Origin of the sequence: Bacillus sp. FSL W7-1354, from assembly GCF_038002405.1 — a bacterium.
In the GTDB taxonomy this organism is placed as follows: Bacteria; Bacillota; Bacilli; order Bacillales; family Bacillaceae; genus Bacillus; species Bacillus paralicheniformis.
Window position 1 is genome coordinate 1,046,412 of record NZ_JBBOCL010000001.1, and the last position, 24,480, is coordinate 1,070,891.

Annotated in this window: 22 protein-coding genes; 9 read left to right on the forward strand and 13 right to left on the reverse strand. The window is 46.0% G+C overall.

Going from position 1 to position 24,480, the window contains the following annotated elements; genetic code table 11:
- Positions 1 to 215: 215 nt before the first annotated feature.
- Positions 216 to 1,628 carry an alanine/glycine:cation symporter family protein gene (locus MKZ04_RS05535; RefSeq protein WP_023857575.1) on the forward strand — a complete coding sequence of 471 codons (1,413 nt, stop codon included), beginning with the start codon at positions 216 to 218 and terminating at the stop codon, positions 1,626 to 1,628.
- A 45-nt stretch (positions 1,629 to 1,673) separates the two neighbouring features.
- On the opposite strand, the gene MKZ04_RS05540 is transcribed toward MKZ04_RS05535, so the two are convergent.
- The 9 genes from MKZ04_RS05540 to MKZ04_RS05580 form a co-directional block, all read right to left on the reverse strand.
- A complete protein-coding gene (locus MKZ04_RS05540) occupies positions 1,674 to 2,018 on the reverse strand; it encodes a hypothetical protein (RefSeq protein ID WP_020451626.1) in 345 nt (114 codons plus the stop codon).
- Positions 2,019 to 2,130: 112 nt separating this feature from the next.
- Positions 2,131 to 2,817 (reverse strand): respiratory nitrate reductase subunit gamma, encoded by a 687-nt coding sequence (gene narI, locus MKZ04_RS05545; protein ID WP_020451627.1) that lies wholly within the window; start codon positions 2,815 to 2,817, stop codon positions 2,131 to 2,133.
- Positions 2,814 to 3,356 carry a nitrate reductase molybdenum cofactor assembly chaperone gene (gene narJ, locus MKZ04_RS05550; protein ID WP_020451628.1) on the reverse strand — a complete coding sequence of 181 codons (543 nt, stop codon included), beginning with the start codon at positions 3,354 to 3,356 and terminating at the stop codon, positions 2,814 to 2,816. The genes narI and narJ overlap by 4 nt, the downstream gene beginning before the upstream one ends.
- 17 nt (positions 3,357 to 3,373) lie before the next feature.
- Entirely contained in the window at positions 3,374 to 4,843 is a 1,470-nt protein-coding gene (gene narH / locus MKZ04_RS05555; RefSeq protein WP_020451629.1) for a nitrate reductase subunit beta, read from the reverse strand.
- Positions 4,833 to 8,519 carry a nitrate reductase subunit alpha gene (locus MKZ04_RS05560; protein ID WP_020451630.1) on the reverse strand — a complete coding sequence of 1,229 codons (3,687 nt, stop codon included), beginning with the start codon at positions 8,517 to 8,519 and terminating at the stop codon, positions 4,833 to 4,835. The genes narH and MKZ04_RS05560 overlap by 11 nt, the downstream gene beginning before the upstream one ends.
- Positions 8,520 to 8,692: 173 nt before the next feature.
- Entirely contained in the window at positions 8,693 to 9,934 is a 1,242-nt protein-coding gene (locus tag MKZ04_RS05565; protein WP_020451631.1) for a DUF438 domain-containing protein, read from the reverse strand.
- Entirely contained in the window at positions 9,931 to 10,155 is a 225-nt protein-coding gene (locus MKZ04_RS05570) for a DUF1858 domain-containing protein (RefSeq protein ID WP_229030011.1), read from the reverse strand. Before MKZ04_RS05570 ends, MKZ04_RS05565 begins: the two co-directional genes overlap by 4 nt.
- A gap of 106 nt (positions 10,156 to 10,261) precedes the next feature.
- On the reverse strand, positions 10,262 to 11,365 hold the full coding sequence (locus MKZ04_RS05575) for a TIGR04053 family radical SAM/SPASM domain-containing protein (RefSeq protein WP_020451633.1): 1,104 nt from the start codon (positions 11,363 to 11,365) through the stop codon (positions 10,262 to 10,264).
- A gap of 112 nt (positions 11,366 to 11,477) precedes the next feature.
- Positions 11,478 to 11,945, reverse strand: a complete 468-nt coding sequence (locus MKZ04_RS05580; RefSeq protein ID WP_020451634.1) for a Crp/Fnr family transcriptional regulator — start codon at positions 11,943 to 11,945, stop codon at positions 11,478 to 11,480.
- A gap of 149 nt (positions 11,946 to 12,094) precedes the next feature.
- On the opposite strand from MKZ04_RS05580, the gene MKZ04_RS05585 reads away from it, so the two are divergent.
- On the forward strand, positions 12,095 to 12,817 hold the full coding sequence (locus MKZ04_RS05585; RefSeq protein WP_020451635.1) for a YwiC-like family protein: 723 nt from the start codon (positions 12,095 to 12,097) through the stop codon (positions 12,815 to 12,817).
- Positions 12,818 to 12,862: 45 nt separating this feature from the next.
- Here MKZ04_RS05585 and MKZ04_RS05590 read toward each other — a convergent pair whose 3' ends face one another.
- The gene (locus MKZ04_RS05590) at positions 12,863 to 13,576 is read right to left on the reverse strand and encodes a Crp/Fnr family transcriptional regulator (RefSeq protein ID WP_020451636.1); all 714 of its coding nucleotides are present in this window, start codon (positions 13,574 to 13,576) and stop codon (positions 12,863 to 12,865) included.
- Between the two features lie 146 nt (positions 13,577 to 13,722).
- Positions 13,723 to 14,907, reverse strand: a complete 1,185-nt coding sequence (locus tag MKZ04_RS05595) for a nitrate/nitrite transporter (RefSeq protein ID WP_020451637.1) — start codon at positions 14,905 to 14,907, stop codon at positions 13,723 to 13,725.
- 220 nt (positions 14,908 to 15,127) lie between these two features.
- Between MKZ04_RS05595 and MKZ04_RS05600 the strand changes: the two genes are divergently transcribed.
- From MKZ04_RS05600 to MKZ04_RS05610, 3 genes are all read left to right on the forward strand, one after another.
- The gene (locus MKZ04_RS05600; protein WP_020451638.1) at positions 15,128 to 15,367 is read left to right on the forward strand and encodes a DUF2164 domain-containing protein; all 240 of its coding nucleotides are present in this window, start codon (positions 15,128 to 15,130) and stop codon (positions 15,365 to 15,367) included.
- Between the two features lie 43 nt (positions 15,368 to 15,410).
- The gene (locus tag MKZ04_RS05605) at positions 15,411 to 16,085 is read left to right on the forward strand and encodes a Crp/Fnr family transcriptional regulator (protein ID WP_020451639.1); all 675 of its coding nucleotides are present in this window, start codon (positions 15,411 to 15,413) and stop codon (positions 16,083 to 16,085) included.
- A gap of 148 nt (positions 16,086 to 16,233) precedes the next feature.
- The gene (locus tag MKZ04_RS05610; RefSeq protein WP_020451640.1) at positions 16,234 to 18,588 is read left to right on the forward strand and encodes a nitric-oxide reductase large subunit; all 2,355 of its coding nucleotides are present in this window, start codon (positions 16,234 to 16,236) and stop codon (positions 18,586 to 18,588) included.
- A gap of 44 nt (positions 18,589 to 18,632) precedes the next feature.
- Here MKZ04_RS05610 and ric read toward each other — a convergent pair whose 3' ends face one another.
- Positions 18,633 to 19,346 carry an iron-sulfur cluster repair di-iron protein gene (gene ric / locus MKZ04_RS05615; protein ID WP_277868622.1) on the reverse strand — a complete coding sequence of 238 codons (714 nt, stop codon included), beginning with the start codon at positions 19,344 to 19,346 and terminating at the stop codon, positions 18,633 to 18,635.
- A 165-nt stretch (positions 19,347 to 19,511) separates the two neighbouring features.
- Here ric and MKZ04_RS05620 point away from each other — a divergent pair, with 165 nt between their 5' ends.
- The 4 genes from MKZ04_RS05620 (at position 19,512) to MKZ04_RS05635 (ending at position 22,739) form a co-directional block, all read left to right on the forward strand.
- Positions 19,512 to 19,883 (forward strand): DUF1360 domain-containing protein, encoded by a 372-nt coding sequence (locus MKZ04_RS05620; protein WP_277868623.1) that lies wholly within the window; start codon positions 19,512 to 19,514, stop codon positions 19,881 to 19,883.
- Between the two features lie 425 nt (positions 19,884 to 20,308).
- Entirely contained in the window at positions 20,309 to 21,856 is a 1,548-nt protein-coding gene (locus MKZ04_RS05625; RefSeq protein ID WP_326250608.1) for a cellulase family glycosylhydrolase, read from the forward strand.
- 98 nt (positions 21,857 to 21,954) lie between these two features.
- Positions 21,955 to 22,212 (forward strand): YnfE family protein, encoded by a 258-nt coding sequence (locus MKZ04_RS05630; RefSeq protein WP_020451644.1) that lies wholly within the window; start codon positions 21,955 to 21,957, stop codon positions 22,210 to 22,212.
- 26 nt (positions 22,213 to 22,238) lie between these two features.
- Positions 22,239 to 22,739 (forward strand): GNAT family N-acetyltransferase, encoded by a 501-nt coding sequence (locus MKZ04_RS05635; protein ID WP_326250590.1) that lies wholly within the window; start codon positions 22,239 to 22,241, stop codon positions 22,737 to 22,739.
- Positions 22,740 to 23,337: 598 nt separating this feature from the next.
- Here MKZ04_RS05635 and MKZ04_RS05640 read toward each other — a convergent pair.
- Complete coding sequence (locus MKZ04_RS05640) at positions 23,338 to 24,474, reverse strand: alpha/beta hydrolase (protein ID WP_318601969.1); 1,137 nt, start codon at positions 24,472 to 24,474, stop codon at positions 23,338 to 23,340.
- Positions 24,475 to 24,480: the final 6 nt, after the last annotated feature.

Consider the following 24,480-nt stretch of genomic DNA (forward strand, 5'->3'; position numbering starts at 1 on the left):
ACGCACTTGGAATGAAAGCGCATTTTTATATATGAATAAAGATGATACTCTGCTATAATGAGCATTGGGACTAAAGTAATAATGATGTTAACAGCCTTTATGTTTAAAAGACAGAAAATTCTATCTAGTTTTTCTTGTGTCATTATTATGATATAATCCTATCATGTTAGAAAACTTAACATCAAAACAAAATTCGTTTGTTTCAGGAGGGTGCTATGGAAGAAATTTTAAGCGAAATCATCAATGTCCCAAGCGGTTTTATTTGGACTTATTTAGTCTATATATTAATAGGAATAGGCCTGTTCTTTACTTTTAAATTGAAATTCGTTCAATTCCGCTATTTCTTCGAGATGTTTCGTATCGTCGGACAAAAGGAGGAGAAAGGAAAAGGCGTCTCGTCTTTGCAGGCTTTCTTTATTTCCGCCGCTTCGCGTGTCGGCACGGGTAACCTGACCGGTGTCGCGCTTGCTGTTGCAACAGGAGGACCTGGAGCGGTCTTTTGGATGTGGGTTGTCGCGCTTGTCGGTATGGCTTCCAGCTTTGTGGAGAGTACGCTGGCTCAAGTGTACAAGGTCAAAGACGGCGATCATTTCAGAGGGGGCCCAGCTTATTATATGGAAAAAGCGCTGGGCGCCAGATGGATGGGCATTATCTTTGCCGTTTTGATTACGATTACATTCGGATTGATCTTTAATGCGGTGCAAGCCAATACGATCGTCGGTTCGATGGAAGGGGCTTTCAACCTTGATAAAACAACGGTCGGAATTGTTTTGGCAGTATTGACCGGATTTATCATTTTCGGCGGTTTGAAACGCGTTGTGACAGTTTCGCAGTTGATCGTTCCGGTTATGGCGGTCATTTATCTTGGACTTGCTTTATTTGTCGTGCTGACGAATATTTCTCAAATACCGGCCGTTTTCGCGATGATTGTGAAAGATGCTTTCGGGATCGAGCAGATTGCAGGGGGTACGCTCGGCAGCATCATTATTATCGGTGCGAAGCGCGGCTTGTTTTCAAACGAAGCCGGAATGGGAAGCGCGCCGAACGCAGCGGCGACTGCCAATGTCTCTCACCCGGCGAAGCAAGGTTTTATCCAAACGCTTGGCGTATTCTTTGATACGATGGTTATCTGCAGTGCGACAGCCTTTATGATTCTGCTGTTCAATCTGACGCCGGGCAAAGAGCTTGACGGCATTCAAATTACACAAGCAGCCATGCAGCATCATGTCGGAAGCTGGGCGCCTGCGTTTGTCGCAGTGGCGATTTTCCTGTTCGCTTTCAGCTCAATCGTCGGAAACTACTATTATGGTGAGACGAATATTGAATTTATTAAAAAGAGCAAGACGACGCTTGCCGTTTACCGTACAGCTGTTGTCGCAATGGTCATCTTCGGATCTGTATCCGGTTTTCAGCTTGTGTGGGACATGGCGGATTTATTTATGGGATTAATGGCGATCATTAACCTGATTGCGATTCTGCTTCTTTCCGGAATTGCCGCGAAAGTGCTGAAAGACTATACTGATCAGCGTAAAACAGGGAAGAACCCTGTCTTTAAGGCAAGCTCGATTCCAGGTCTGAAAAACACAGAGGCTTGGGAAGACGAGAAGGAAACATTGCAATCGAAATAAACAATATGAAAAAAGGCGTCCTTGGGGCGCCTTTTTCTTGTTTTTTTACTGACAGCTGAATGAGGTAATCTCGTTCAAGTCAATACCGAAGTAAACCCAGCGGAATTGACGCGGTCTCCAGCGGTAGCCCGCAATCGAATAACGTCCGACGAAAACCGGGTAGAACCAAAAGCGGCTGCCGTTTCTTAAGCGGATGAATGTATATTTGAACAGGCATCTTCTGATTCCGCCGGGATCAACGGCAAATACCGAAGGGCCGGTGTCTTGCGGAAATTGGCTCGGCGGCGGGGGGAGAAACTGCTGTTGCTGCTGTCCTCCAACTCCTGGAGGCGGCCCCGGTGGAAATTGCTGGCGATACGGATCATATAGTGAAGGATCGTATGGATACAATAAAAACGCTCCTTTCTGATGGTTTGCTTTATCGTATGATTGATAGGGAATAAGGGTAGCTTGCCTATAGAGAAAAAAATCCCTAAAGCCGTTTTGGCTTTAGGGAAAATGTTTAAATGCTTTTGCGGGGCGCCCGTTTTCGGTAAACAACATAGCTTCTTGTCAAATATTTTAGCGGCATGCTGAATACGTGGACGAGCCGAGTAAACGGCCAGACGATGAAAATGACGTAGCCCATCATAATATGAAGCTTAAACCAGAGGGGCACGCTCGCCATAAGTCCGGCATCAGGCTTGAATAAGAAAATGTTGCGAAACCACGGGCTGATTGTTGTCCGATAGTCGAATCCTTTTGAATCGATGTTCAAGAAGGTTGCCGCAAGCCCAGTCGTCATGACGAATAACAAAGCGACCAGCGTGATGAAATCACCGGCAGAGCTCGTTTTTCGAATTCGTTTGTCCGTGAATCTGCGGTAGGTCAATATGATAAGTCCTGACAGCGCGGCGATGCCCGCTGGCAGTCCGAAACCGATCGCGATTTTATGGTACATATGCTCTGATACGCCGAGCGCTTGATAAAGGCTTTCCGGAATTAAAATTCCCATCACATGCCCGCCGATGACAAAAAAGATTCCCCAGTGAAAAAGGCTGCTGCCAAGCGCCAATTTTTTCTTTTCGAGCATTTCGCTTGATTTGGCCGTCCAGCCAAACTGATCATGTTGATAGCGGTATATATGCCCTCCGATAAAAATGGTGATGACGATATAGGGGAGGATGACCCACAGTATTTGTTCGATCATGGCTGTACATTCCTTTCAACACCAATTTCCTCTAAAATCATCATTAATCCGTCTAATAACGGCGTATAGATGCTTTCATTCTCTGAAAGCTGCAATCTTAATTCTTCCAGGTTCGCTGCGTATTTTTGGAATACAGCCGCAGCTTTTTCATGATCGGCGACTGCAGCAAATTCAAGCATGAGCGGCAGATAATCCGGCAGCTCTTTGTCTGTCGGCTGAAAACCGGACTGCTGATACAGATCTTTCAGCTGCAGCAATTCAATTCCGCGCTCCCTTTGTTCACCGGAGTTGAAATAGGTGACATAAAGGTTCGTTTTTTTGCCGAAATCAAACGTATATACGTACGTTTCGATCAATTCCTCAGACGAATAGGAAGCCGCGCTTTCCAAAAAGGCAAGCAGATGCCCTTTCAGCGCTTCATGTTCGATTTCGCCGATGATCTGCTGCCATTCGGAACGTTCTTTTCTCCACTCTTCATCAGGGTAGGAGAGGAGGTGAGAAAGAGCGGCAAAAACGGTTTGTTTGTCTGTTCCATTCATGAAGCTTCCCTCCAGTGTTATATGTTTTGGCAAGAGCCGGGTCCTCCGGCAAACGATAATCCGCAGCTTCCTTGTTCCATGTACAGATCCGCGACTTCTTCGCGATGGGTTTGCGGAATGACAAAGCGGTCATCGTATTTGGCGATCGCAAGCAGACGGTACATATCTTCAATCTGCTCTTCAGTCAATCCGGTATCTTGAATCAGAGCTGAATCGATCTGTTTGTTTGTTTGAGTCGCTCGCATGTACATACGCATCACAGACATTTTCTTTAATGTCGTTCTTATATGGTGTGTATCACCGGCAGTCAGCAAATTGGCCAAATATTCGATCGGAATCCGCATTTCATCAATGGCAGGGAAGATATCTTCAGCTGATTGGGCCGTTCCTTTTCCTTCAAACATATTCATAATCGGACTGAGCGGCGGAATATACCATACCATCGGCAATGTCCGGTATTCAGGATGCAGCGGCAGAGCGATTTTCCAATCGATGATCATTTTGTAGATCGGAGATTTTTGCGCTGCTTCGATCCACTCCAGCGGAATGCCTTGAGCTTTTGCTTCTTCTGCGACAGCGGGATCATTCGGATCAAGGAAAATTTCCAGCTGGGAGTGATATAGATCTTTTTCATTTTCGGCTGAAGCCGCTTCTTCGACTTTATCTGCATCATAAAGCATGACTCCGAGATAGCGGATTCGGCCGACACATGTCTCAGAGCAGATTGTCGGCAGTCCTGCTTCAAGACGAGGGAAGCACAATGTGCATTTTTCCGCCTTGTTCGTCTGCCAGTTGAAATACACTTTTTTATAAGGGCATGATGATACACAGTGTCTCCATGAGCGGCACGCATTTTGATCGACGAGAACGATCCCGTCTTCTTCGCGTTTGTACATCGCTCCCGACGGACAGGAGGAGACGCAGGAAGGATTGATGCAGTGTTCGCATATCCTTGGCAGATACATCATAAAGACGTCTTCAAATTCAGTCTTGATCGATTCTTCCATTTTTTTGACGTTTGGATCTTGAAGGCCTGTAATGTGGCCGCCGGCAAGATCGTCTTCCCAGTTCGGACCCCATTCAAGGTTCATGAAGTCTCCCGTAATGGAAGACTTCGGCCTTGCAACAGGCTGGTGTTTTTTCTCCGGACTGTTTGTCAGCGTTTCATAATCATAGTTCCAAGGTTCATAGTAGTCATCGATCGTCGGCTGGTACGGGTTGTAGAATAAATTCATGAGCCGCGTTGTTTTGGCGCCTGATTTGAGCTGAAGTTTGCCTTTTTTCAGCTCCCAGCCGCCTCTGTATTTATCCTGGTCCTCCCATTGTTTAGGGTAGCCGATGCCCGGTTTTGTTTCGACGTTGTTGAAGTACATATATTCTGCACCGGAACGGTTTGTCCATGTGTTTTTGCATGTGACGCTGCATGTATGGCAGCCGATGCATTTATCAAGGTTCATTACCATTCCGATTTGAGCTTTAATCTTCAAGCCAATCGACCTCCTTCAATTTTCTGATCACGACATTGAGGTCGCGCTGATTTCCTGTCGGCCCGTAGTAGTTGAATCCGTAGCTGAGCTGGCCGTAGCCTCCGATCATCTGCGTCGGCTTGACATGGATGCGGGTCGGACTGTTATGGGTTCCACCGCGGTTATTCGTCAGCTTTGTTCCCGGTACATTGATATGCCGGTCTTGGGCATGGTGCATAAAGGCCATTCCTTTTGGAATCCGGTGTGATGTCACGGCCCGTGCGACGACGACTCCGTTTCGGTTGAAGCATTCGATCCAGTCGTTGTCCTGAATGTCGGTTTCTTCCGCATCGTCTTTATTCATCCAGACTGTCGGCCCGCCTCTGAAAAGGGTAAGCATCGGCAGGGAATCAAAATACATGCTGTGAACCGACCATTTATTATGCGGCGTTAAATAGTTTAAAACGATTTCTTTTCCTTCCTGATCCGGACGCTTGTTCAAGAAAGGGCGGTGGATCAGGATCGGCTTGAATGTCGCCATGTTCTCGCCGAATTCCGTCATCATTTCATGATCAAGGTAAAAAGACTGTCTGCCGGTCAGCGTTCTCCACGGAATCAGTTTTTCAACGTTCGTTGTAAACGGAGAATAGCGCCGTCCGCCTTTTTCAGAACCGCTGAAAGCAGGGGAGGTGATCACCGTTTTCGGCTGAGCCGAAATTTGCTCAAATGTAAAGCATTCCTCTTCCCGTTCTTCAGCTAAGTCTTTCAACTCAAGATTCGTTATTTTTTCAAGCGATTCCCACGCTTTAACGGCTACTTTCCCGTTTGAAGTGGAAGAGAGGGTCAATACCGCTTCCGCAGCCTGTCTTGCATCACTGATGTCAGGACAGCCTTTGGCGATCGTGTCGTCTTTTACGACGCCGAGCGTTTTTTTGAGGGAATCATATTCCGCTTCAACAGACCAGTTCATACCTTTCGTACCAAACGGCTGTTTGACAACATTCGGCCCAAGCGATGTCATCTTATTGAAAATCTGCTTGTAATCCCGTTCCACAACATGAATTTGCGGCATTGTTTTGCCGGGAACGGCAGGGCAGTCGCCTTTGCTCCAATCTTTGATTTTCCCGAGCGGCTGCGCCATTTCCTGTGGAGTGTCATGGAGAAGAGGAGTCGCAACAGCCTCTTTTACAGGTTCCATGTCCATTTCTTCAGCCAGATTGGAAACCGCTTTTGCCAATGCTTTGAAAATATCCCAATCAGACTTTGCTTCCCACGGCGCGCTGATTGCCGGGTTAAACGGGTGGATGAACGGATGCATATCCGTGCTGCTGAGATCGTGTTTTTCGTACCATGTGGCCGCAGGGAGCACGATGTCTGAATAAAGGGCTGTTCCCGCCATCCGGAAATCGAGATTGACCAGTAAGTCGAGTTTGCCTTCAGGCGCTTTGTCACGCCATGTGATTTCTTCGGGACGGATGCTGTCCTGATCATCGTTCATCAGTCCGTTAGTCGTGCCGAGCAAGTGCTTCAGAAAATATTCATGACCTTTGCCGGAGCTCGAGATTAAGTTGGCTCTCCAGACAAATAGATTTCTCGGGAAGTTCTTTTCATTGTCAGGATCTTCAATCGAAAACTTGAGATTTTTCTCCTCAAGCTGTCTGGCGATATAGCTTCCGACTTGCTGAGCGTTCTCAGCGCCTGCTTTTTCTGCTTCTTTATACAGATCGATACCGTTTTTCTCAAACGTCGGATACGATGGAAGCCATCCGAGTCTTGCCGCCAGCACATTGTAATCGGCGTGGTGCTTGTAGCGCGATGTTTTTGCGATAGGGGAAGCAAGCCCGCTGATTTCCTGATCTTCATAGCGCCACTGATCGGTAGCGAAGTAGAAAAATGATGTTCCGTTTTGCAGTTTGGCAGGGCCTCCCCAGTCTTTTGCCGTCGCGATCGTCTGCCATCCTTCGGCCGGCCGGAGTTTTTCCTGGCCGACATAGTGGGCCCAGCCGCCTCCGTTAACCCCTTGAGCTCCGACGAGAAGCACAAGGTTCAGCACAGCTCTGTAAATGGTGTCTGAATTGAACCAATGGTTAATCCCGGCGCCGACAATGATCATTGAACGGCCCTCTGTGTCAATCGCATTTTGCGCGAATTCCCTTGCGATTTTGATCACCATTTCACTTTTAATGCCGGTAATCGGCTCTTGCCAAGCCGGTGTAAACGGTTCAGGATCATCAAATGATGCCGGCGTCTGCCCGTCAATTCCGCGGTTGACGCCATAGTTGGCGAGCGTCAGGTCGAAAACGGTAGAAACAAAAACTTCCTCTCCGTCCAGAATCATTTTTTTGATCGGAAGCGGTCTTTCAAGCACTTTATTGCCGTCATGTGAGAAGTAAGGAATGTTGACCGTGCCGATCATATCTTCGTGTCCAAGCATGGAAAGCCGAGGTGTGATCGGTTTTTCTGAATCCTCATCAACCATGCGCAGATTCCATTTTCCTTGGCCGTCCCAGCGGGAGCCCATCGTGCCCTGCGGAATCGCAAATCCATCTGTGTCTTCATCCCAAACGGCAGGCTTCCACTCATCATGTTCTGTCGCACGCCCGATATCTTTAGCATGGAGGAAGCGGCCTGCTGTGAACGTTCCGTTTTCCTCTTTCAAAGTCACCAAAAACGGGAAATCGGTATATTGTTTTGCATAATCAATAAAACGCTCCGTTTTCTGGTTGACATAAAAGTCTTGGAGAATGACGTGGCCCATCGCCATGGCCAGTGCGCCGTCCGTGCCTTGTCTGATGCTCAGCCAATCATCGGAAAACTTTGAGGACTCGGCAAAGTCCGGGCTGATCGAAATCACTTTTGCCCCTTTATAGCGGGCTTCGGCTAAAAAGTGAGCGTCAGGCGTTCTGGTAAGCGGCACATTAGAACCCCATGTCATGATGTAGCCTGAATTGTACCAGTCGCTGCTTTCCGGAACGTCGGTTTGATCTCCCCAAATTTGCGGTGAAGCAGGAGGGAGGTCGGCATACCAGTCATAGAAGCTCAGCATCGGCCCGCCGATCAGGGACATAAAGCGTGACCCTGCTGCGTGGCTGAGCATCGACATGGCTGGAATCGGCGAGAAGCCGACATTTCGGTCAGGACCGTATTTGGCAATGGTGTACAGAAGGGAAGCCGAAATCAGCTTCAGGACTTCGCTCCATTCGGCGCGGACAAATCCGCCTTTTCCGCGCGCCTGTTTATAGGCCTTTGCTTTTTCAGGGTTTTCGATAATTGATTTCCATGCTTCCAGCGGATTTTTGCTGCTGTTTAGCGCCTCGCGCCACATCTGGATCAGCACACCGCGTACATACGGATATTTCACGCGGAGCGGGCTGTATATATACCAGGAAAAGCTCGCTCCCCTCGGACAGCCGCGCGGTTCAAAGTCCGGCATATCAGGGCCAGTCGAAGGGTAATCGAGTCGCTGCCCTTCCCATGTGACGATTCCGTTTTTGACGTAGATATTCCAGCTGCAGGAGCCTGTACAGTTCACCCCGTGGGTAGAGCGAACCACTTTATCATGCTGCCATCTATTTCTGTATACATCTTCCCAATTCCGGTCTTCATAAGTGGTTTGGCTGTGTTGATTGGAATGGCGTTCAATAGGAGAGAAATAATTTAATCTCCTGAAAATGGGACTCTGTTTCTTTTTTTTCATTGCTGGTTCACTCCTTCTGAGTCAGTGATGCTACCCTCACTATATATGGAGGAGGCGCTGGACCTTGTTAAATTTGTCACATGGTTTCGGGTTTTCACAAATTTGTCACATTTTCAGGAGGGGGAGAGGGAGGACAAAAAAACAGCCTGCATGGAAGCGGGCTGTCGAATGGGTCAATCGCTCGTGTTCAAAATTCTCTTTTCCCCGGTAATCTCTTGAATCGGGGCGATGTTCTGGGTGAATTCCAAAGTTCCGATATAGCGGCCGTTTTCATCGCGTACGGCAAAATAGCGGATGAACACGTATTTGTCTTTAAATTTGATCCAAAAGTCTTCAACGTCTTTTTTGCCTGATTTAAAGTCGTCAAGAAGTTTGTTGACGATGTGGACGCTTGCCGGCGGATGGCAGTTTTGGACGGTCCGGCCGATTACGGCTTTTGTCCTTGCGAAAATCCGTTCCTTTCCGTGTGAAAAATAGCGGACCACATCGTTTTCATCGATGAAGGTGATATCGACCGGAAGATGGTTCATCATGTGCTCAAGCTGGGCCACGGACAGAATACCCGTAGGGAGCCTGACATATCCGTCAGCCGCTTCTTCTGTTGTTTTGAGCTGATGGCGTTCAGGCTTCCACACCGTTTCCGGAGCAGTCAGGCAATATCCGATCTCGTCGCTTTCAGCCGCGATTTTCAGCCATTCGTCTTCTGTCAGCGTTCTGAGCGCCATCGGCAAGAGGATATTTTCTTCTTTATAAATCATTTCCGTGCCTTCTTGAATGATAAACGTTAGCTCGCGGATGACTTCATCTTTTTTGTCCGGCGTATACTCTTCCAACAAACGCTTCACTTCTTTGATGCTCTTGCGGATAAAATCATCGACAGCCCACATCACTTGGCTGGGCCCAGTAATTCCGTACTTTTCTAAATAGGGGAAGAGAAGATTTTCTTTTCTGCTGTAATGTTTGTCGACATCGGCGAGCAAGTTCAAGTCTGTGAGCAGCTTGAGAATGTTGTCGCGGTGATCTTCTTTTTCAAAACGTTCCAAATGAAGCTGCATTTTAAAGTTCAAAAGGAGGTCGATTTCTTTATTTTCTTTCATAAAAGTATGAACGGGATGGCCTGGCTGCTTATCGGCGTCAGCGCGGTGAATGTCTTCAATCGATCCTTTAAACACAGCGGCGTGAACGGAACAAAGCTCTTGAATTTCTTCGGGGGTAATGCCTTCTTCCTTCATTAACGCCTGTTCCAGCTGAGCGATTTCTTCAGCATTGACTGAACCGAACGTCTTTTCAAACCGTTTTTTGACGTCGGCAAGCGGTTTTCCTTTATGAAGGTCGATGATGATTTCTTTCAGAAGCTGCTTTTTTTCCTCTGGCAGACCTTGCTGCGTTTCCCGGTTGTTAATCATTTCGCTCATCGTTTTTCTCCTTTCCAAACGGGGTCAAATCCGTGCGCTTTCAATATGTCTAAGACATGCGGCCATTCGATTTGCATCATTCGCGCGCCTTTCGGAATCGTCACGATACGCCCGGCTGTTTCCAGCATGCCGGGCTTCGTTATGTTTTTAAACCCGGCTTCCTTCATCACGGCTTTTAGTTCAGGATGCAATGTGCAAAGTTCGTATACGGAATCGTTCAAATCAATTTTTTTATGCAGAGAGATCACATCCTTTGATAGTGATGATCATTCTCATCTATACCGTAATACAAGTATGCTGAAAAAAATGTGACGTACATCACATTTTTCAGCGCAAAGCCTTCGGAATATAAATACAGCTCGGGTCGCTTTCCAGATAATCGCCTGTCAGAGCATAGGCACGTGAGCGCGAACCGCCGCACACATGGCGGAATTCACAGACGCCGCATTTTCCTTTAAATCCGTCCGGATTTCGCAAATTCTTAAAGATCGGTGATTCGCGATAAATCTCAGCCAGCGGCTGTTCGCGGATGTTTCCGGCTTTAAACGGCAGGAGTCCGCTTGGATATACATCGCCGATATGGGAGATAAACATAAAGCCGTTGCCATCGTTCACACCTTTCGGAGCCCGGCCCAATCCGCCGATCGCATCCATTTTCCCTTTCTGCAATGCGTGTTCATAGCGGATTTTCATGTTGGGGTCTTTCGCTTCCCGCATTTTTTGTTGAATAACGACCCGTCGGTAGTGCTGGGCTGCTGTCGTTTTGATGTCAAAAGGCGCTTCTTTTGCCAAACGGCTGAGCCAAAGAAAGACTTTTTCATGGTCCACCGGCGAAATCATATCTTCCCGCTTCGCGCGGCCTGTCGGGACGAGAAAAAATACACTCCATAATACACAGTTCAATTCTTCGATCAGCTTTGCCATTTCATCCAGGTAATCGATGTTATAAGCGGATATAACGGTATTAATCTGCAGAGGCAGATGGCATTCATGAATGTAGCGTATGGCCTTCATGGTCAGGTCAAAGGAACCGTCCGTTCCTCGAAAATGATCATGAATCTCTCGGGTTGGCCCGTCCAAGCTGAACGCCCATCGGGATAAGCCGATTTCTTTTGCTGATTGAATCGCTTCTCTTGTAACATTCGGCGTGGCACTCGGGGTCATAGAGACGCGAACCCCTTTTTGGACGGCATACTCAATAATGGCGAATACGTCGTCTCTCATTAAAGGGTCACCCCCTGTCAGCACGAGGAGGGGATTGTCCATCGCATGAATTTGATCGATTAAATCTTTTCCTTCTTTCAGGGTGAGCTCCCGCGGATCGCGTTTATTTTGAGCCGATGCCCGGCAATGAAGGCACTTGAGCTCGCACGCTCTTGTCAGCTCCCAAATGACGATAAACGGAGACTTGTCGAAATCGCAATGTATCATCTTTCATCTGTCCTTTCGTTTGCATTCATGTGTATCGTAGCGGAAATGAAAAAGAAAAAAAGTTAAGTAGATCACATTTAGAAAAGGAAGGGAAAGAAGGGGGAGGCCCTTCTCACGCGTCGTCTTCTGCAGAGGAGTTGAGGTAACGCAAAAAAAGCTGGTAGGAAAAATACAAATTCTGCTGAAGCAGCATGAGAAAGTTCGTCTGTAATTGGCGGTTATAAGTCATCATTTTTTTGAAAGTATGAAATGGAATTTCAAGTACGGCGGTTTCTGCGGCAGTGTTGACTGAAATAAACGGAGATACGAAAGGTTCGCCTTTTTGATCAATAGGGAAAACATCGCCTTTTTCCCACTCGGCGATCGTTCGGGATTCTTCTGGAAGTCTTCTGTCAGAAAAATGAACTTCCCCTTTTAAAACAAAATAGACGGATTGCGAATGAAGGAACGATCGCGAATGCTGAGATGGCTGGATATCGATCACCTTCCCGTTTTTCAGCAGCCTTTTGATGATCGGAAGGGGTACCCCGAGAAACATAGGAAGATTTTTCAGAAACAATAAGTAGTCAAACCGGTCCATGGTATATCCTCCTTCTATATATTAGCATTTAGTATAAAGCGCCGGGCTGGAGGGCGCAGTGATTTATTTCACACGCCTGTATGCAAAATGTCACTGTGTAAAAAAGACGAAACTTTTATAATGTAATAGAAAAGAAGGGAGGATGCGTGATGAAAGTGTTCATACCGAAGCAGCACGGCGCCTGGGCGATGCTTGTCATCCCGTTTGTTCTCGGCATGTTCGCCGGGGGCGCGGATGTAAAGCATATTCCGCTGTTCTGCGGATGGCTGTTTCTATATCTAGCGGCATTTCCGGCTACGATGATGGTGAAGAAGAAAAATATCGTTTACTATCAAAAATGGGTTCTCATCTACGGCATTCCGGCCATCGTTTTCCTGCTTATTTCGGTCTGGCTGGAGCCGCGGCTCGTTTTTCTCGGGCTGCCGCTGTTTCCGCTCTTTCTCATCAATCTTTATTATGCGAAAAGAAACAACGACAGGGCGCTTTTAAATGATATTGCGGCAATCCTTGTTTTCAGCGCGGGCGGGCTTGCGAGCTTCTGGATGGGAGCGGGGAAGCTTGATGGTGAAGCATTGTTTGTTTTTATCCAGTCCGCTTTGTTTTTCACAGGGAGCGCCTTTTATGTCAAGTCGATGATCCGCGAAAAGAAAAACAATCGGTTTAAACTTTATTCATGGGGATACCACGTATTCCTGCCGTTCATCTCGCTGGCCGCGGGGGCAGGATGGGCCGTGCTTGGTGTAGTGCCGAGCAGTTTCAGAGCGTGGTTTTTACATGGAAAGAAACTGTCGATTAAGACAATCGGAATCTCAGAGCTGGTGAATGCCTGTTTCTTTATGGCCGTGTTGATCGTTTTTCTGCTGCAAACGTAAAAAACAAGGACACTGTGCTTCATGTCCTTGTTTGTTTTCGTTTTTTCAGTCGATATTGCAGATGTCGAGCGGGCAGTTTTCACAGTCGATTTCGCGTTTTAAATAGTTGAGTTGATGAATGACGATTTTTCCTGAGTCCTCAATTGAAATGACACCGTTCTTCCGGAGGTCGCTCAGCATGCGGTTGATGCTCTCCCTTGCGGCGGCACAGAATTTCGCCAGATCCTGGTTCGTCAGCACAATATTGATGAGAATCCCGTCGCTTCTTGTGATGCCGTAGCTGTTTGCGAGACGGATCAAGGTGGAGTAGAGCGCGCCTTTTTTACCATTCAGCAAAAGGTCGCGGATTTTCGATTGAATCTTTCGCAAATGCGTGCTCATCCATTTCATAAACTCAAACGTCAGTGCACCGTTTTGTATGAGTTCTTTTTCAAGCTTATCTTTATTGATGACCAACACTTCGCCATCAGAGAGGATCTTTGCGCTCAGCATATATTTCGCATCTTCTGTAAAAAGCGTAAGCTCCCCGACAATATCATTTTTTTTGCACATTCTGAGTGTCAGTTCTTTGCCATCGGACGTCAATTTGCCGATTTGGACAAGTCCCGACTGAATAAGATACAGTTCCTCCGCATCCATCCCTTCTTGAAAAAGGAATGTGTCCTGCCTGATTTTTCGTCGTGTACTGATTGATTCCAGCAAGTGATGCAGATCGTCTGAGAGCAAATCTGTGTCTGATTTTCTAACAGAAATATTCATTGAGCGTCACCCCTTTAGCAGTTCTTATTTTAACGTTAAATAAGGCTGAGTGACCTTTTAAATATAAACAATATTGTGAACTTATGAATAAAGTCCCAAAAAAGAGCCTGAGCACATCAGCTCAAGGCTCCTTTTGCAGGAAAGGTTTATAAATGGTTCGTCTTCGTTTTGGTCGATGTTTTGCTCACTTCCTGAAAATACATCCAGACCACGATCACAAAGCTGGCAAGGGCTGCTTCTGACAGCGCCATGAATCCGATCGCATAATGGCCGGTTGCCTGAAAAACGCTTGACAGGATGAGTGGCGGGAAGAATCCTCCCAAGCCGCCCATCGCTGATACAATCCCATTGACGATGCCGGCCTGATTTGAAAAATAAAGCGGCACGAGCTTAAAGATGATCCCGTTTCCAAGACCGGCGCATACGGCAACGGTTAATACCCCAAATCCGTAAAGTCCGAGGCTGGGCGAAAAGGCCAATAAAATCCCTGACAAGGTACAGCCGGCAAATACATACATCAACAGCTTCAGCGGGTTGAATTTGTCCGCGAGCCAGCCGCCGACAGGCCTCAGAAAAGTGGCGACAGCGATAAATCCGGCGGTTCTAAGCCCTGAATCAACGGGATCAAGCCCGAAATGATTAACAAGAAAGTTCGGAAGATAAATCGTAAACGCGACGAAAGATCCGAATGTAATGAAGTAAAACAAGCTTAAAAACCATAATGTCTGATTTCGGTAGACTGCCTTCATTTGCTCTGTTACAGAAACCGTCACTTTTGTTTCTTTTCGATCTCCAAGGATAAAGTTCAATAAAGCGAATACGGCGACTAACACGATGTACATCCGCACCGTATTTTCCCACCCGGCTGTCTTTGCTACGACAGGAGCGGCAAACGTGGTAATCGCTGTACCGACGTTCCCGGCGCCGTAGATCCCATTGACAAACCCGTGTTTTTCTTTAGGGTAGTATTTCGGCAGTGATGTGACCCCGATGGAAAAGACCGCTCCGCCGATGCCGAGGAAGAATCCGCCAAGGATCAAGTCGAACAGCGAATCGGCTGTGCTGATCCAAAAAATCGGGAACAGAAGCAGCACAAAGCTGATCATGAACGTGATTCTCGCACCAAATCTGTTTGTGTAGTATCCCAGCGGAATCCTCAGAAGCGAGCCGAGTATGACCGGAATGGCCGTGACAAGGGATATCTCGCTGTCTGTCAGGGCGATGTCCTGCTTAATGTGGGGCATTAAAGAGGAAATCAACACCCAAACCATAAATCCTGCGACTAAACTAAATGACTGCAGCGGTAATTGTATTTTTTGACGATTTACCATTGCGTTTTTGCTCCTTTCAAAGGGAAAAATGAATAAATCAATCAGCATGTTTATCTTACAAAAAGTCTTTTAAAAACATTGTGAATTACGTCACACGGTCATTCGTTTGATTCGTGTTTAATATCGGTAAGTGAGGGATAGTAAACGGATGTAAAAAATAAATGGTTCATTTGCGGACTTTTTCGTTTATCATGAAAATAAAAAAAGGAGTGCCGCTTTTATGTTTATAAAGCTTACGCAAGAAGAAAAACAAGCGATTATCGAGGAAATCAAACGCTTTTATGTTGAAGAAAGGGGAGAAGAGGTTGGAGACATCGCGGCGATTCAAATGTTTGAATTCGTAAAGGAAAAGCTGGGCCCTTACTTTTATAATCAGGCGCTGAAGGACAGCCGCAGAGTCGTGGAAGAGAAGGCAGCGGCGATTGAAGAAGAGCTCTTTGCGCTGGAGCGCCGCCTGTGACAACGCGCTCTCCTTTAGCAAAACCGAAGGGATTGAAAGACCAATGGAGTTTCTGAAGCAATTTATGATTTTCAGCGGGCTGAATGATGAAGAGTTCAAACAAATCGAGCAAATCGCGGTCAAGCGCACCTATCAGCCGAGAATGTTTGTTTTTATGGAAGGGGAAGAGAGGGAAGCGGTATTCTTCATTAAATCCGGTCTTGTTAAAGCCTTTAAAATCGATGAAGACGGCAATGAGCAAGTGATTTCGATTCTGCAAAGCGGGGATATGTTCCCCCATGTCGGCTTTTTTGACCGCTCCCCATACCCGGCAACAGCCGAAGCCGTTCAGGAAACCGAGTTGATCGTAATCCGCATCGCTGATTTTAATGAACTTTTGATGAAATATCCGGAAATGACAATAAAAGTGATGCAAATCATGGGGAAAAAGATTCTCGATTTGCAAGAGCGGATCCAAGGTTTTATTTCAAAAGATGTCCAGCACCGCTTGACGCATGTATTAATGAAGCTCGCTGCAGAACACGGCATTCCTCAAGAAAAAGGGGTCTACATCAGCCTGCCCATTACCAATCAGGATTTTGCGAACATGGTCGGAACGTCAAGGGAAACGATTAACCGTACATTAAATGAAATGAAAAAGAAAAATCTGCTGACAGCTGACAGGAGCGGAATTTTCATACATGATACAGACTGGCTGAACGGCTGCAATGAAGGATAAGATGAAGGCTTTCCATTGAACAACAGATGGAAAGCCTGTTTTTATTTTGTTCACAAATCCGCCATTATTTAAGTGATCTGGTTCACAACCGGTGTGCTACATATCCAGTATCTTAGGACATGCAAAATCAAAAAAGGAGTGAACCGCAATGGAAGTTCAAAGAAAGACGGTGCCCGTTAAAAAAGCATCGAAAAACGGTTTTTTGAAATCTGTTCTCGTCTTTACTTTAATCGTTAGTTTTTCGGTGCTGCTTTTGGGAGGCTATTGGATCTTCAAAGGACTTGCACCAAGACCAGTTGAAGTGTCCGGGCCAAACGGAGAGGTGCTCATGACCAAATCGTCCATTTCAGGCGGTCAGGCCGTATTTCAAAAATACGCGCTGATGGATTATGGCACGATTTTGGGGCACGGATCTTACATGGGGCCTGATTACACGGCCGAAGCCCTGAAAATCTATACGGAAGGGATGCAGGATTTTAAGGCGGAGGCACGATACGGCAAGCGCTTTAAACAACTTTCAGATGAAAAGCAGTCCACCATCCGGAATCAAGTCATCCGCGAAATGAGAAAAAACCGTTATAATCGCGCGTCAGATACATTGAAGCTGACAGATGCGCAGGTTTATGGATTGCAGCAAGTGCGTGATCATTACCGCAATGTCTTTACAAAAGGAGACGGCTGGGGGCTTGAGCCCGGTTTAATTAAAGAAAGCCACATGCCTAAACGCGACAGAGCGTGGGTTGACAGCGAAGACCAAATCACGCAGATCTCCGATTTTATCTTCTGGACGGCATGGCTTTCCAGTACATTAAGGCCTGGCGACGACATTACGTACACGAACAACTGGCCGTATGATGAAGATGCCGGAAACACGATGTCATTTGCCGCCGTTTGGTGGAGCGGCGCAAGCGTCACCATCCTGATTTTATTTGTCGGCATTATTCTATTCGTGTTTTACCGTTACAAGCTTGGAATGAAAGAGGCTTATCAGGAAGGGGCGTTTCCGGTATTTGATCTGGATAAACAGCCGCTTACGGCGTCACAGGTTAAAACCGGAAAATATTTCGCCGTTGTGTCGCTGCTGTTTTTTGTTCAGGCCATGTTCGGAGCTTTGCTTGCCCACTATTATATTGAGCCGGACAGCTTTTTTGGGATCGATTGGATCAGGGATATGTTGCCATTCAGCATATCTAAGGGATTTCACCTCCAGCTGGCGATCTTCTGGATTGCGACTTCATGGCTCGGTATGGGCATTTATGCAGCGCCGCTTGTCGGAGGCCGCGAGCCGAAAAGGCAGGGGCTGCTTGTCGATATTCTGTTTTGGGCGCTGATCGTCCTTGTCGGCGGAAGCATGGCCGGCGAATGGCTCGGAGCGAAAGGCCTTTTAGGAAATAACTGGTTCTTATTCGGCCACCAAGGAATGGAATATATTGAACTCGGCCGCTTCTGGCAGGTCATTCTCGCACTCGGCATGCTGATATGGCTGTTTATCGTTTTCAGAGGCATTAAGAGCGGCCTCAAGCGGGAATCTGATAAAGGCGGTTTGATTCATCTGCTGTTTTATTCTTCGATCGCCATTCCGCTGTTTTACGGTGCAGCCTTTTTCTTTAATCCCGGCACAAATATTACAATGTCGGATTTTTGGCGGTGGTGGATTATCCATCTTTGGGTGGAAGGAATTTTTGAAGTCTTTGCCGTCGTGGTCATCGGCTTTTTGCTCGTGCAAATGAACCTGGTTACGAAAAAATCGACCGTCAGAACGCTTTATTTTCAACTGACGATCCTGCTGGGGAGCGGTGTCATCGGGATCGGACATCATTACTATTACAACGGTTCTTCCGAAGTTTGGATCGGCCTCGGTTCCGTCTTCTCATGCCTGGAAGTGATTCCTCTTACCCTGCTTGTATTGGAAGCTTATGAACAATACAAGATGATGAAAGACGGCGGCCATCATTTCCCGTATAAAGCAACGTTCTGGTTCTTGATTTCAACGGCGATCTGGAATCTGGTCGGTGCAGGGGTATTGGGCTTTTTGATCAATCTGCCTGCTGTCAGCTATTTTGAGCACGGCCAGTTCCTGACACCTGCCCACGGGCACGGGGCGATGATGGGCGTGTACGGCATGTTTGCCATTGCTGTCTGGCTGTATACGCTGCGCAATATCGCCAAAAAAGAAGCGTGGAATGATAAATGGCTGAAAATAGCCTGCTGGTCGCTGAACATCGGCTTGTTCGGAATGGTGTTTATCAATTTGTTGCCGGTCGGTTTTCTTCAATTGAAAAAAGCGTTTGAAGACGGGTACTGGAGCTCAAGGGCGCCTGAGTTTTTACAGCAGGATACGGTGCAAACGCTGCTGACTTGGAGGGCTGTGCCGGATACGATCTTTTTAGCCGGAATCGTGATTTTGGTCATATTCAGCATCAGAGCATTATTCCATCTCCGCAAACCGACGCATCAGGAAGGAGAAGCGCTTCCAGTTAAAGACATTGCTTCAGATGAATAGATAAACAAAAAGACAGAGGAAGTGAAATCCTCTGTCTTTTTATTTTATTGATTGGCTTCCGCTTCAAGCCGCGGGAACAAAATATTGTTTTCCAGGTGAATGTGCTGAAAAAGATCTGTTTCCAATTCATCAAGCTTTAAGTAAGTCAGTGTATATGTTGTGCATGCCCCTTCAGGAAGGGTATAGTCATTGGTCACTTTTCTCAGTTCCTTCAAGATGCTGCCTGCGGCTTCATGCTCTTGTTCAAGGACGTCGATCGCCTGAACCGCTTCTGCCAGGCTGTCCATTGATCGCGTCTCTTCATAGGCCGTCACTTTCGGGAAAATGAGTTCCTCTTCCTGAAAGAGATGGTGTTCCAGTTCAGTTTTCAGCTGATGGAACAATTGATGGACCTGGGCGAGTTCCGGATGATGGATGCCGTGAACCCGGTAGACTTTTGTGACAAAGCCTGATAGTTCAGGAAGCACCTCATACAGGTAAGCATGGTGCGTATGAATCACATGGTCGATCAGCTGTGAATAAAGGGCTTCACTCCAGTTCGTCTCTTTTGCGTTCAATGCCTTTGTCTCTTGATATAATGTATTGATTTTTGCTAAGATCTCTTTTTCATTTAAATCCTGTTCTTTTATCGCTTCACCGATCGGGCGGTTGCCCCCGCAGCAAAAGTCGATGCGATATTCTTTCAGCAGCCGGCTGGCTCTTGGAAAACGCGTAACAATATCACCTGTTTTTGTGTTTTGATCAAATACTGCTTCCATTTGTAAAACCTCCTGAAGTGTTTTTTATGCTATGGGTTAAATGTAACGGGTTCACCGATGGAAAATCGTGATCTACATCACATTCGGGAAAAATGACAAAAAAAGCAATAAGTCAGAAGAAATCGGGAAATAGCTATAGATAACTTTTCATGTTGGAGGCCTGCAATGGAGCATTTATCCTGGCTTACATTTACGATGCTGATTCTCGCCAGTTACCGGCTAACTCATTTGATTGTTTTTGACAAGATTACGGAGTTTATCCGGAAACCGTTCATGAAGAAAAAGCAGACGGTTGATGAACAAGGGCAAGTAGAAACGAAAAAAGTGCCGAAATCAAACTTCGGCTATTTGCTGAATTGCTATTGGTGCGCAGGGATATGGTGCGCTTTGATCATCGCTGTCGGGTATCTGATTGTCCCAAAAACGATATTCCCGTTAATTTTAATTTTATCGGTCGCAGGTGGACAGGCGATTCTTGAAACGCTTGTCGGTGTCGCAACAAAACTTGTCAGCTTTTTCTCTGATTTAAAGAAATAAACCATTCCAAGCGGATGGTTTTATTTTTTTGACAATAAAGTGACACAAACAGCAGAGAGAACATGTCCGCTTTGTGAACTTTTTACAGCGATTTTTTCCCGGTTGCCGCATTTTAGGCAGAGGGAAGACATTATTTTGAAGAAGAATCAGGTTTTAAAATTTCGAATTGAGAGAAAAAGGAAGCACAAAGTCCCCGGTCATACTTTTTTAGCTTTTCATCATTAGCATTCAGACCTCCCATTTCATACGAAAAGAGGAAATAGATAGATTTTCAAAACGAAAAAAACGTGAAATATGGTTGATAGACAATCAATGAATAGTTTTTTTACAATCAGTAACGTGCTACAAGCCAAGAAAGGGGTGAAAATGTCTGCCAGAAAGTGTTTTTGGAAAATAACATCATTGGAGGAAAAAGAATGTCATACATGAAACGTTCCATTTCTGTCTTCATCGCCTGCTTCATGGTAGCAACACTCGGCATCAGCGGTATCATCGCACCTAAAGCGTCTGCCGCTTCTCAAACTCCCGTTGCTGTAAACGGACAGCTCACCTTGAAAGGTACGCAGCTCGTCAATCAAAAAGGAAAAGCGGTTCAGCTGAAAGGAATCAGTTCACACGGGCTGCAGTGGTATGGCGATTATGTCAACAAAGACTCGTTAAAATGGCTGAGAGACGACTGGGGCATCAATGTCTTCCGCGCGGCTATGTATACGGGTGAAGGCGGCTATATTGACAATCCGTCGGTTAAAAACAAAGTGAAGGAAGCCGTCGAAGCCGCAAAAGAACTCGGAATCTATGTGATCATCGACTGGCACATACTGAGCGACGGCAATCCAAACCAAAACAAAGCGAAAGCAAAAGAGTTTTTCAACGAAATGTCAAGGCTTTACGGCAAGACGCCAAACGTCATTTTTGAAATTGCCAACGAGCCGAACGGCGATGTCAACTGGAACCGTGACATTAAACCTTACGCTGAAGACATTTTGTCCGTGATCCGCAAAAATTCTCCGAAAAATATTGTGATCGTTGGGACAGGCACTTGGAGCCAAGATGTCAACGATGCGGCGGACAATCAGCTGAAAGACGGCAATGTCATGTACGCGCTTCATTTTTATGCGGGTACGCACGGTCAGTCTTTGCGAGATAAAGCAGACTATGCACTCAGCAAAGGAGCGCCGATTTTCGTCACAGAATGGGGAACGAGCGATGCTTCCGGAAACGGCGGTGTCTACCTCGACCAATCCAGGGAGTGGCTGAAATATTTAGACAGCAAAAAAATCAGCTGGGTAAACTGGAGCTTGTGCGACAAACAAGAGTCGTCAGCTGCTTTAAACTCCGGCGCCTCTAAAAAGGGAGGATGGTCTCAATCCGACTTATCCTCATCAGGTAAATTCGTCAGAGAAAACATCCGCAGCGGATCAAACGGTTCGTCAGGAGACTCTGGATCGGATTCGAAAGGGTCAGATCAAAAAGACCAGAAAAAGGATCAGGATAAACCAGGTCAAGACAGCGGCGCTGCAGCCAACACGATAGCAGTACAATACAGAGCGGGGGACAACAATGTAAACGGCAACCAAATCCGCCCTCAGCTCAACATTAAAAACAACAGCAAAAAAACCGTGTCTTTAAATCGAATCACTGTCCGCTATTGGTATAAAACGAATCACAAAGGACAAAATTTTGACTGCGACTATGCCCAAATCGGCTGCAGCAAAATCACGCACAAATTCGTCCAATTAAAAAAAGCGGTAAACGGAGCAGACACGTATCTTGAAGTAGGATTTAAAAACGGTGCATTAGCGCCGGGTGCAAGTACAGGCGAAATCCAGATCCGTCTTCACAATGACAACTGGAGCAATTATGCCCAAAGCGGCGACTATTCATTTTCTTCAGGTTCAAACACGTTTAAAAATACGAAAAAAATCACGTTGTATGAGAATGGAAAACTGATTTGGGGCGCTGAACCTAAATAACGGCACTTTAACGGACACCGAATTTGGTGTCCGTTTTCGTATATATTATAATGGAAGGAATGAGGAATATTTTTGTAAACATGAAAGGAGATGGATGTATGAATGAAACATTGCAGCAATACATGATGCTTGTCAAGGAAAACTACGACACGATCAATGGACCTGATTACGCAGGCAAAGAGGAAGACATTGAAAAGCGAAAAAAACAAATCGCGCTTTACGCCAAAACGCTCCAGCAAGGTTTTTCAACAGATGACGACTATGATGAATTCGCAGATGCCGTGATTAAATGCGCATACGGAGATCTGACAATGGAAGAATTAGAAACGGTTTATCGGGAATTAACGTCTTCATAATCAATAAAATAAGGGGGAGAAGAACCATGAAAGATACGATCATGAAGACAGACCGGATGATTTTGCGAAAAATGAGGCGTGATGACGCGGAAAACCTGCTCGAAATCTTTTCTGACCCGACAGCCATGGAATATTATCCATCGACAAAGAATGAAAAACAGCAATGGATCGACTGGACGCTTGAAAACTATGAAAAACACGGAACCGGCCTGTGGGTTGCCGAACATAAACAAACAGGCGAATTTCTAGGTCAATGCGGTATCGTGCCACAGGAAGTCGAAGGATCGGACGAAATGGAAATCGGCTATTTGTTTAAACGGAGCGTCTGGAAAAACGGCTATGCAACCGAAGCGGCATCAGCATGCAAACAGTATGGATTTGAGTCATTTCACCTGAAAAAAATCGTATCTTTACCTGATGCGAAAAATCTGCCGTCCAGAAAAGTTGCCGAACGAATCGGCATGACTTTAGAAAAAACGATACATAAATGGGGAAAAGAAATTGCCGTATATTCAGTTTATCGATAAAATTTTTTATTCTGTCTCACTAACTTGAGTATACTTTGAGATTGAGACAGAATTTCTTTTCAATCCTTAACTTCCGAGAATATATATTATGTAAACTAGAAAAAATGAAGGTCAGGATTATGCAATGTTCCTTATCAGCTGTACGACACAAAACCCTTGGTTGCATTAGCCCTTGAACTACTTTCACTAAACAGTTCTTTGACATAAAATGCAGCCATAATTTCCATTCCTATAACCCATTCTTCGCAAACTCCTTTAACTTACATTGTAATTTTGGCTGGTTCTCTCAACTTTACTTTACTGATTTGAAATGTTCACAACATTATATGTAATAGTTCATTGACTTCAACATCAGCATTCACATGTAATGTATTAACTTCATTCCATACATTAAGCATGCAGTTTGCATATTCATTTAGTTTTAATTGGACGCGATCTCCCAAATCAACACTCATCTCAGTATCTAGATAAAAGCTTGTATCACTTAAAAACAATGCCTGAAATATGAGAGAGCCGATAACCCTATTACGTGGTTATCGGCTCTGTGTCTGTACGGCTAGCTCTTTGACATGCGTTTATCAGCAACCTCTCGGCTATGTCACTTGTTGCTGGTCTTCTTGATCAAGTCCACGCCATCGTATGCCAGACTTTCCACACTTGCAGCCTTCTGCAGTATGTAATGATCAAAAAAGTTCTTCGTATAGTTTGTAACAAGATTTCGCATCTCCATAGCATCCCGTTCGCCTCTGAGTTCCTCATTAACACTGGTAAACACGATGTCGCAGTAATCTAAATGCGCAACACGATCAACAGAGAAATAATAGGTTTCCATGCTGTTGTTAGCGCCAATGATCGCATTCATATTATAGTTAGGTTCAGAAAACAGTAGCAAAAAGGGTTTCTTCAGGTCGCTGTCGCGAAGGCCGAACGCACCGCTATCCAAGCCAATCCCGCAGGCGAACCGGTCGTCGTCCCGGCAAACAATCGCCGTCGTAGGCCCTCCATAAGAATGTCCGACTATGCCCATGCCGATGTCAAGCAACAATCTGCCCTTAAAGATGGAATTCAGTTCTCCAGAGTCCAGTTTGTAAAGATAATCGGCTACATACCTTACATCTTCTGCCTGTAATTCACTATACTCTGTTAACTTGGCAAGTATCGGCAGTGTAAGCACGTTACGGCACATCTCAATGGCAGTTTCATCGTCAGGCCGCATCTCCATCTTACCAGCCAACGCCAGCATCTCCGGATCTTCAGAAAACGCCATAATGGCATCCGAAAAATCCTTTGATACATTAAACAGGCGCCCATCTTTACGCTTATACATCGTGCTATTCTGATGGCCGATGCTTACCACAACATATCCCATGCTTGCCAAGTCTGTACAGATCACTGTACCCCATTCTGGAGAACCGCCCCCGCCGCAAACATAGAATAACACCGGATAGCGCTTTTCCTGCGCGGAGAGAGCAAGGTCGTCGTAACACTGGGTCTTGATATCTATAGAGTAAGCATCCTTCAACGCAGTGAGAAGTGGCTGCTCATCAAGCATTTCGTAGACCTCAGGAAACATGTACGTTGATGCAGTCTTGCCTTCGCTACTGTCGGACGGATAGTACACAAACGCCGTCAGTTCTCTTTTTGAGTGGTCTGATGCCGTGTAATCAAAATCCATCTGGGTTCGACCGACAGTATAGCCGCCAATTGGTTCTGGAAATGCGCCATAAGTTTTCATTTTCTT

Bases quoted from the DNA above. Each gene is read 5' to 3' on its own strand.
- MKZ04_RS05610 (WP_020451640.1), top strand. From the start codon at position 16,234: ATGGAAGTTCAAAGAAAGACGGTGCCCGTTAAAAAAGCATCGAAAAAC.
- narJ (WP_020451628.1), bottom strand. From the start codon at position 3,356: ATGAATGGAACAGACAAACAAACCGTTTTTGCCGCTCTTTCTCACCTC.
- MKZ04_RS05640 (WP_318601969.1), bottom strand. From the start codon at position 24,474: ATGAAAACTTATGGCGCATTTCCAGAACCAATTGGCGGCTATACTGTC.
- MKZ04_RS05565 (WP_020451631.1), bottom strand. From the start codon at position 9,934: ATGAGCGAAATGATTAACAACCGGGAAACGCAGCAAGGTCTGCCAGAG.
- MKZ04_RS05595 (WP_020451637.1), bottom strand. From the start codon at position 14,907: ATGGTAAATCGTCAAAAAATACAATTACCGCTGCAGTCATTTAGTTTA.
- ric (WP_277868622.1), bottom strand. From the start codon at position 19,346: ATGGAAGCAGTATTTGATCAAAACACAAAAACAGGTGATATTGTTACG.
- MKZ04_RS05630 (WP_020451644.1), top strand. From the start codon at position 21,955: ATGAATGAAACATTGCAGCAATACATGATGCTTGTCAAGGAAAACTAC.
- MKZ04_RS05575 (WP_020451633.1), bottom strand. From the start codon at position 11,365: ATGATACATTGCGATTTCGACAAGTCTCCGTTTATCGTCATTTGGGAG.
- narI (WP_020451627.1), bottom strand. From the start codon at position 2,817: ATGATCGAACAAATACTGTGGGTCATCCTCCCCTATATCGTCATCACC.
- MKZ04_RS05580 (WP_020451634.1), bottom strand. From the start codon at position 11,945: ATGGACCGGTTTGACTACTTATTGTTTCTGAAAAATCTTCCTATGTTT.
- MKZ04_RS05535 (WP_023857575.1), top strand. From the start codon at position 216: ATGGAAGAAATTTTAAGCGAAATCATCAATGTCCCAAGCGGTTTTATT.
- MKZ04_RS05590 (WP_020451636.1), bottom strand. From the start codon at position 13,576: ATGAATATTTCTGTTAGAAAATCAGACACAGATTTGCTCTCAGACGAT.
- MKZ04_RS05585 (WP_020451635.1), top strand. From the start codon at position 12,095: ATGAAAGTGTTCATACCGAAGCAGCACGGCGCCTGGGCGATGCTTGTC.
- MKZ04_RS05635 (WP_326250590.1), top strand. From the start codon at position 22,239: ATGAAAGATACGATCATGAAGACAGACCGGATGATTTTGCGAAAAATG.
- MKZ04_RS05600 (WP_020451638.1), top strand. From the start codon at position 15,128: ATGTTTATAAAGCTTACGCAAGAAGAAAAACAAGCGATTATCGAGGAA.
- MKZ04_RS05620 (WP_277868623.1), top strand. From the start codon at position 19,512: ATGGAGCATTTATCCTGGCTTACATTTACGATGCTGATTCTCGCCAGT.
- MKZ04_RS05625 (WP_326250608.1), top strand. From the start codon at position 20,309: ATGAAACGTTCCATTTCTGTCTTCATCGCCTGCTTCATGGTAGCAACA.
- MKZ04_RS05605 (WP_020451639.1), top strand. From the start codon at position 15,411: ATGGAGTTTCTGAAGCAATTTATGATTTTCAGCGGGCTGAATGATGAA.
- MKZ04_RS05560 (WP_020451630.1), bottom strand. From the start codon at position 8,519: ATGAAAAAAAAGAAACAGAGTCCCATTTTCAGGAGATTAAATTATTTC.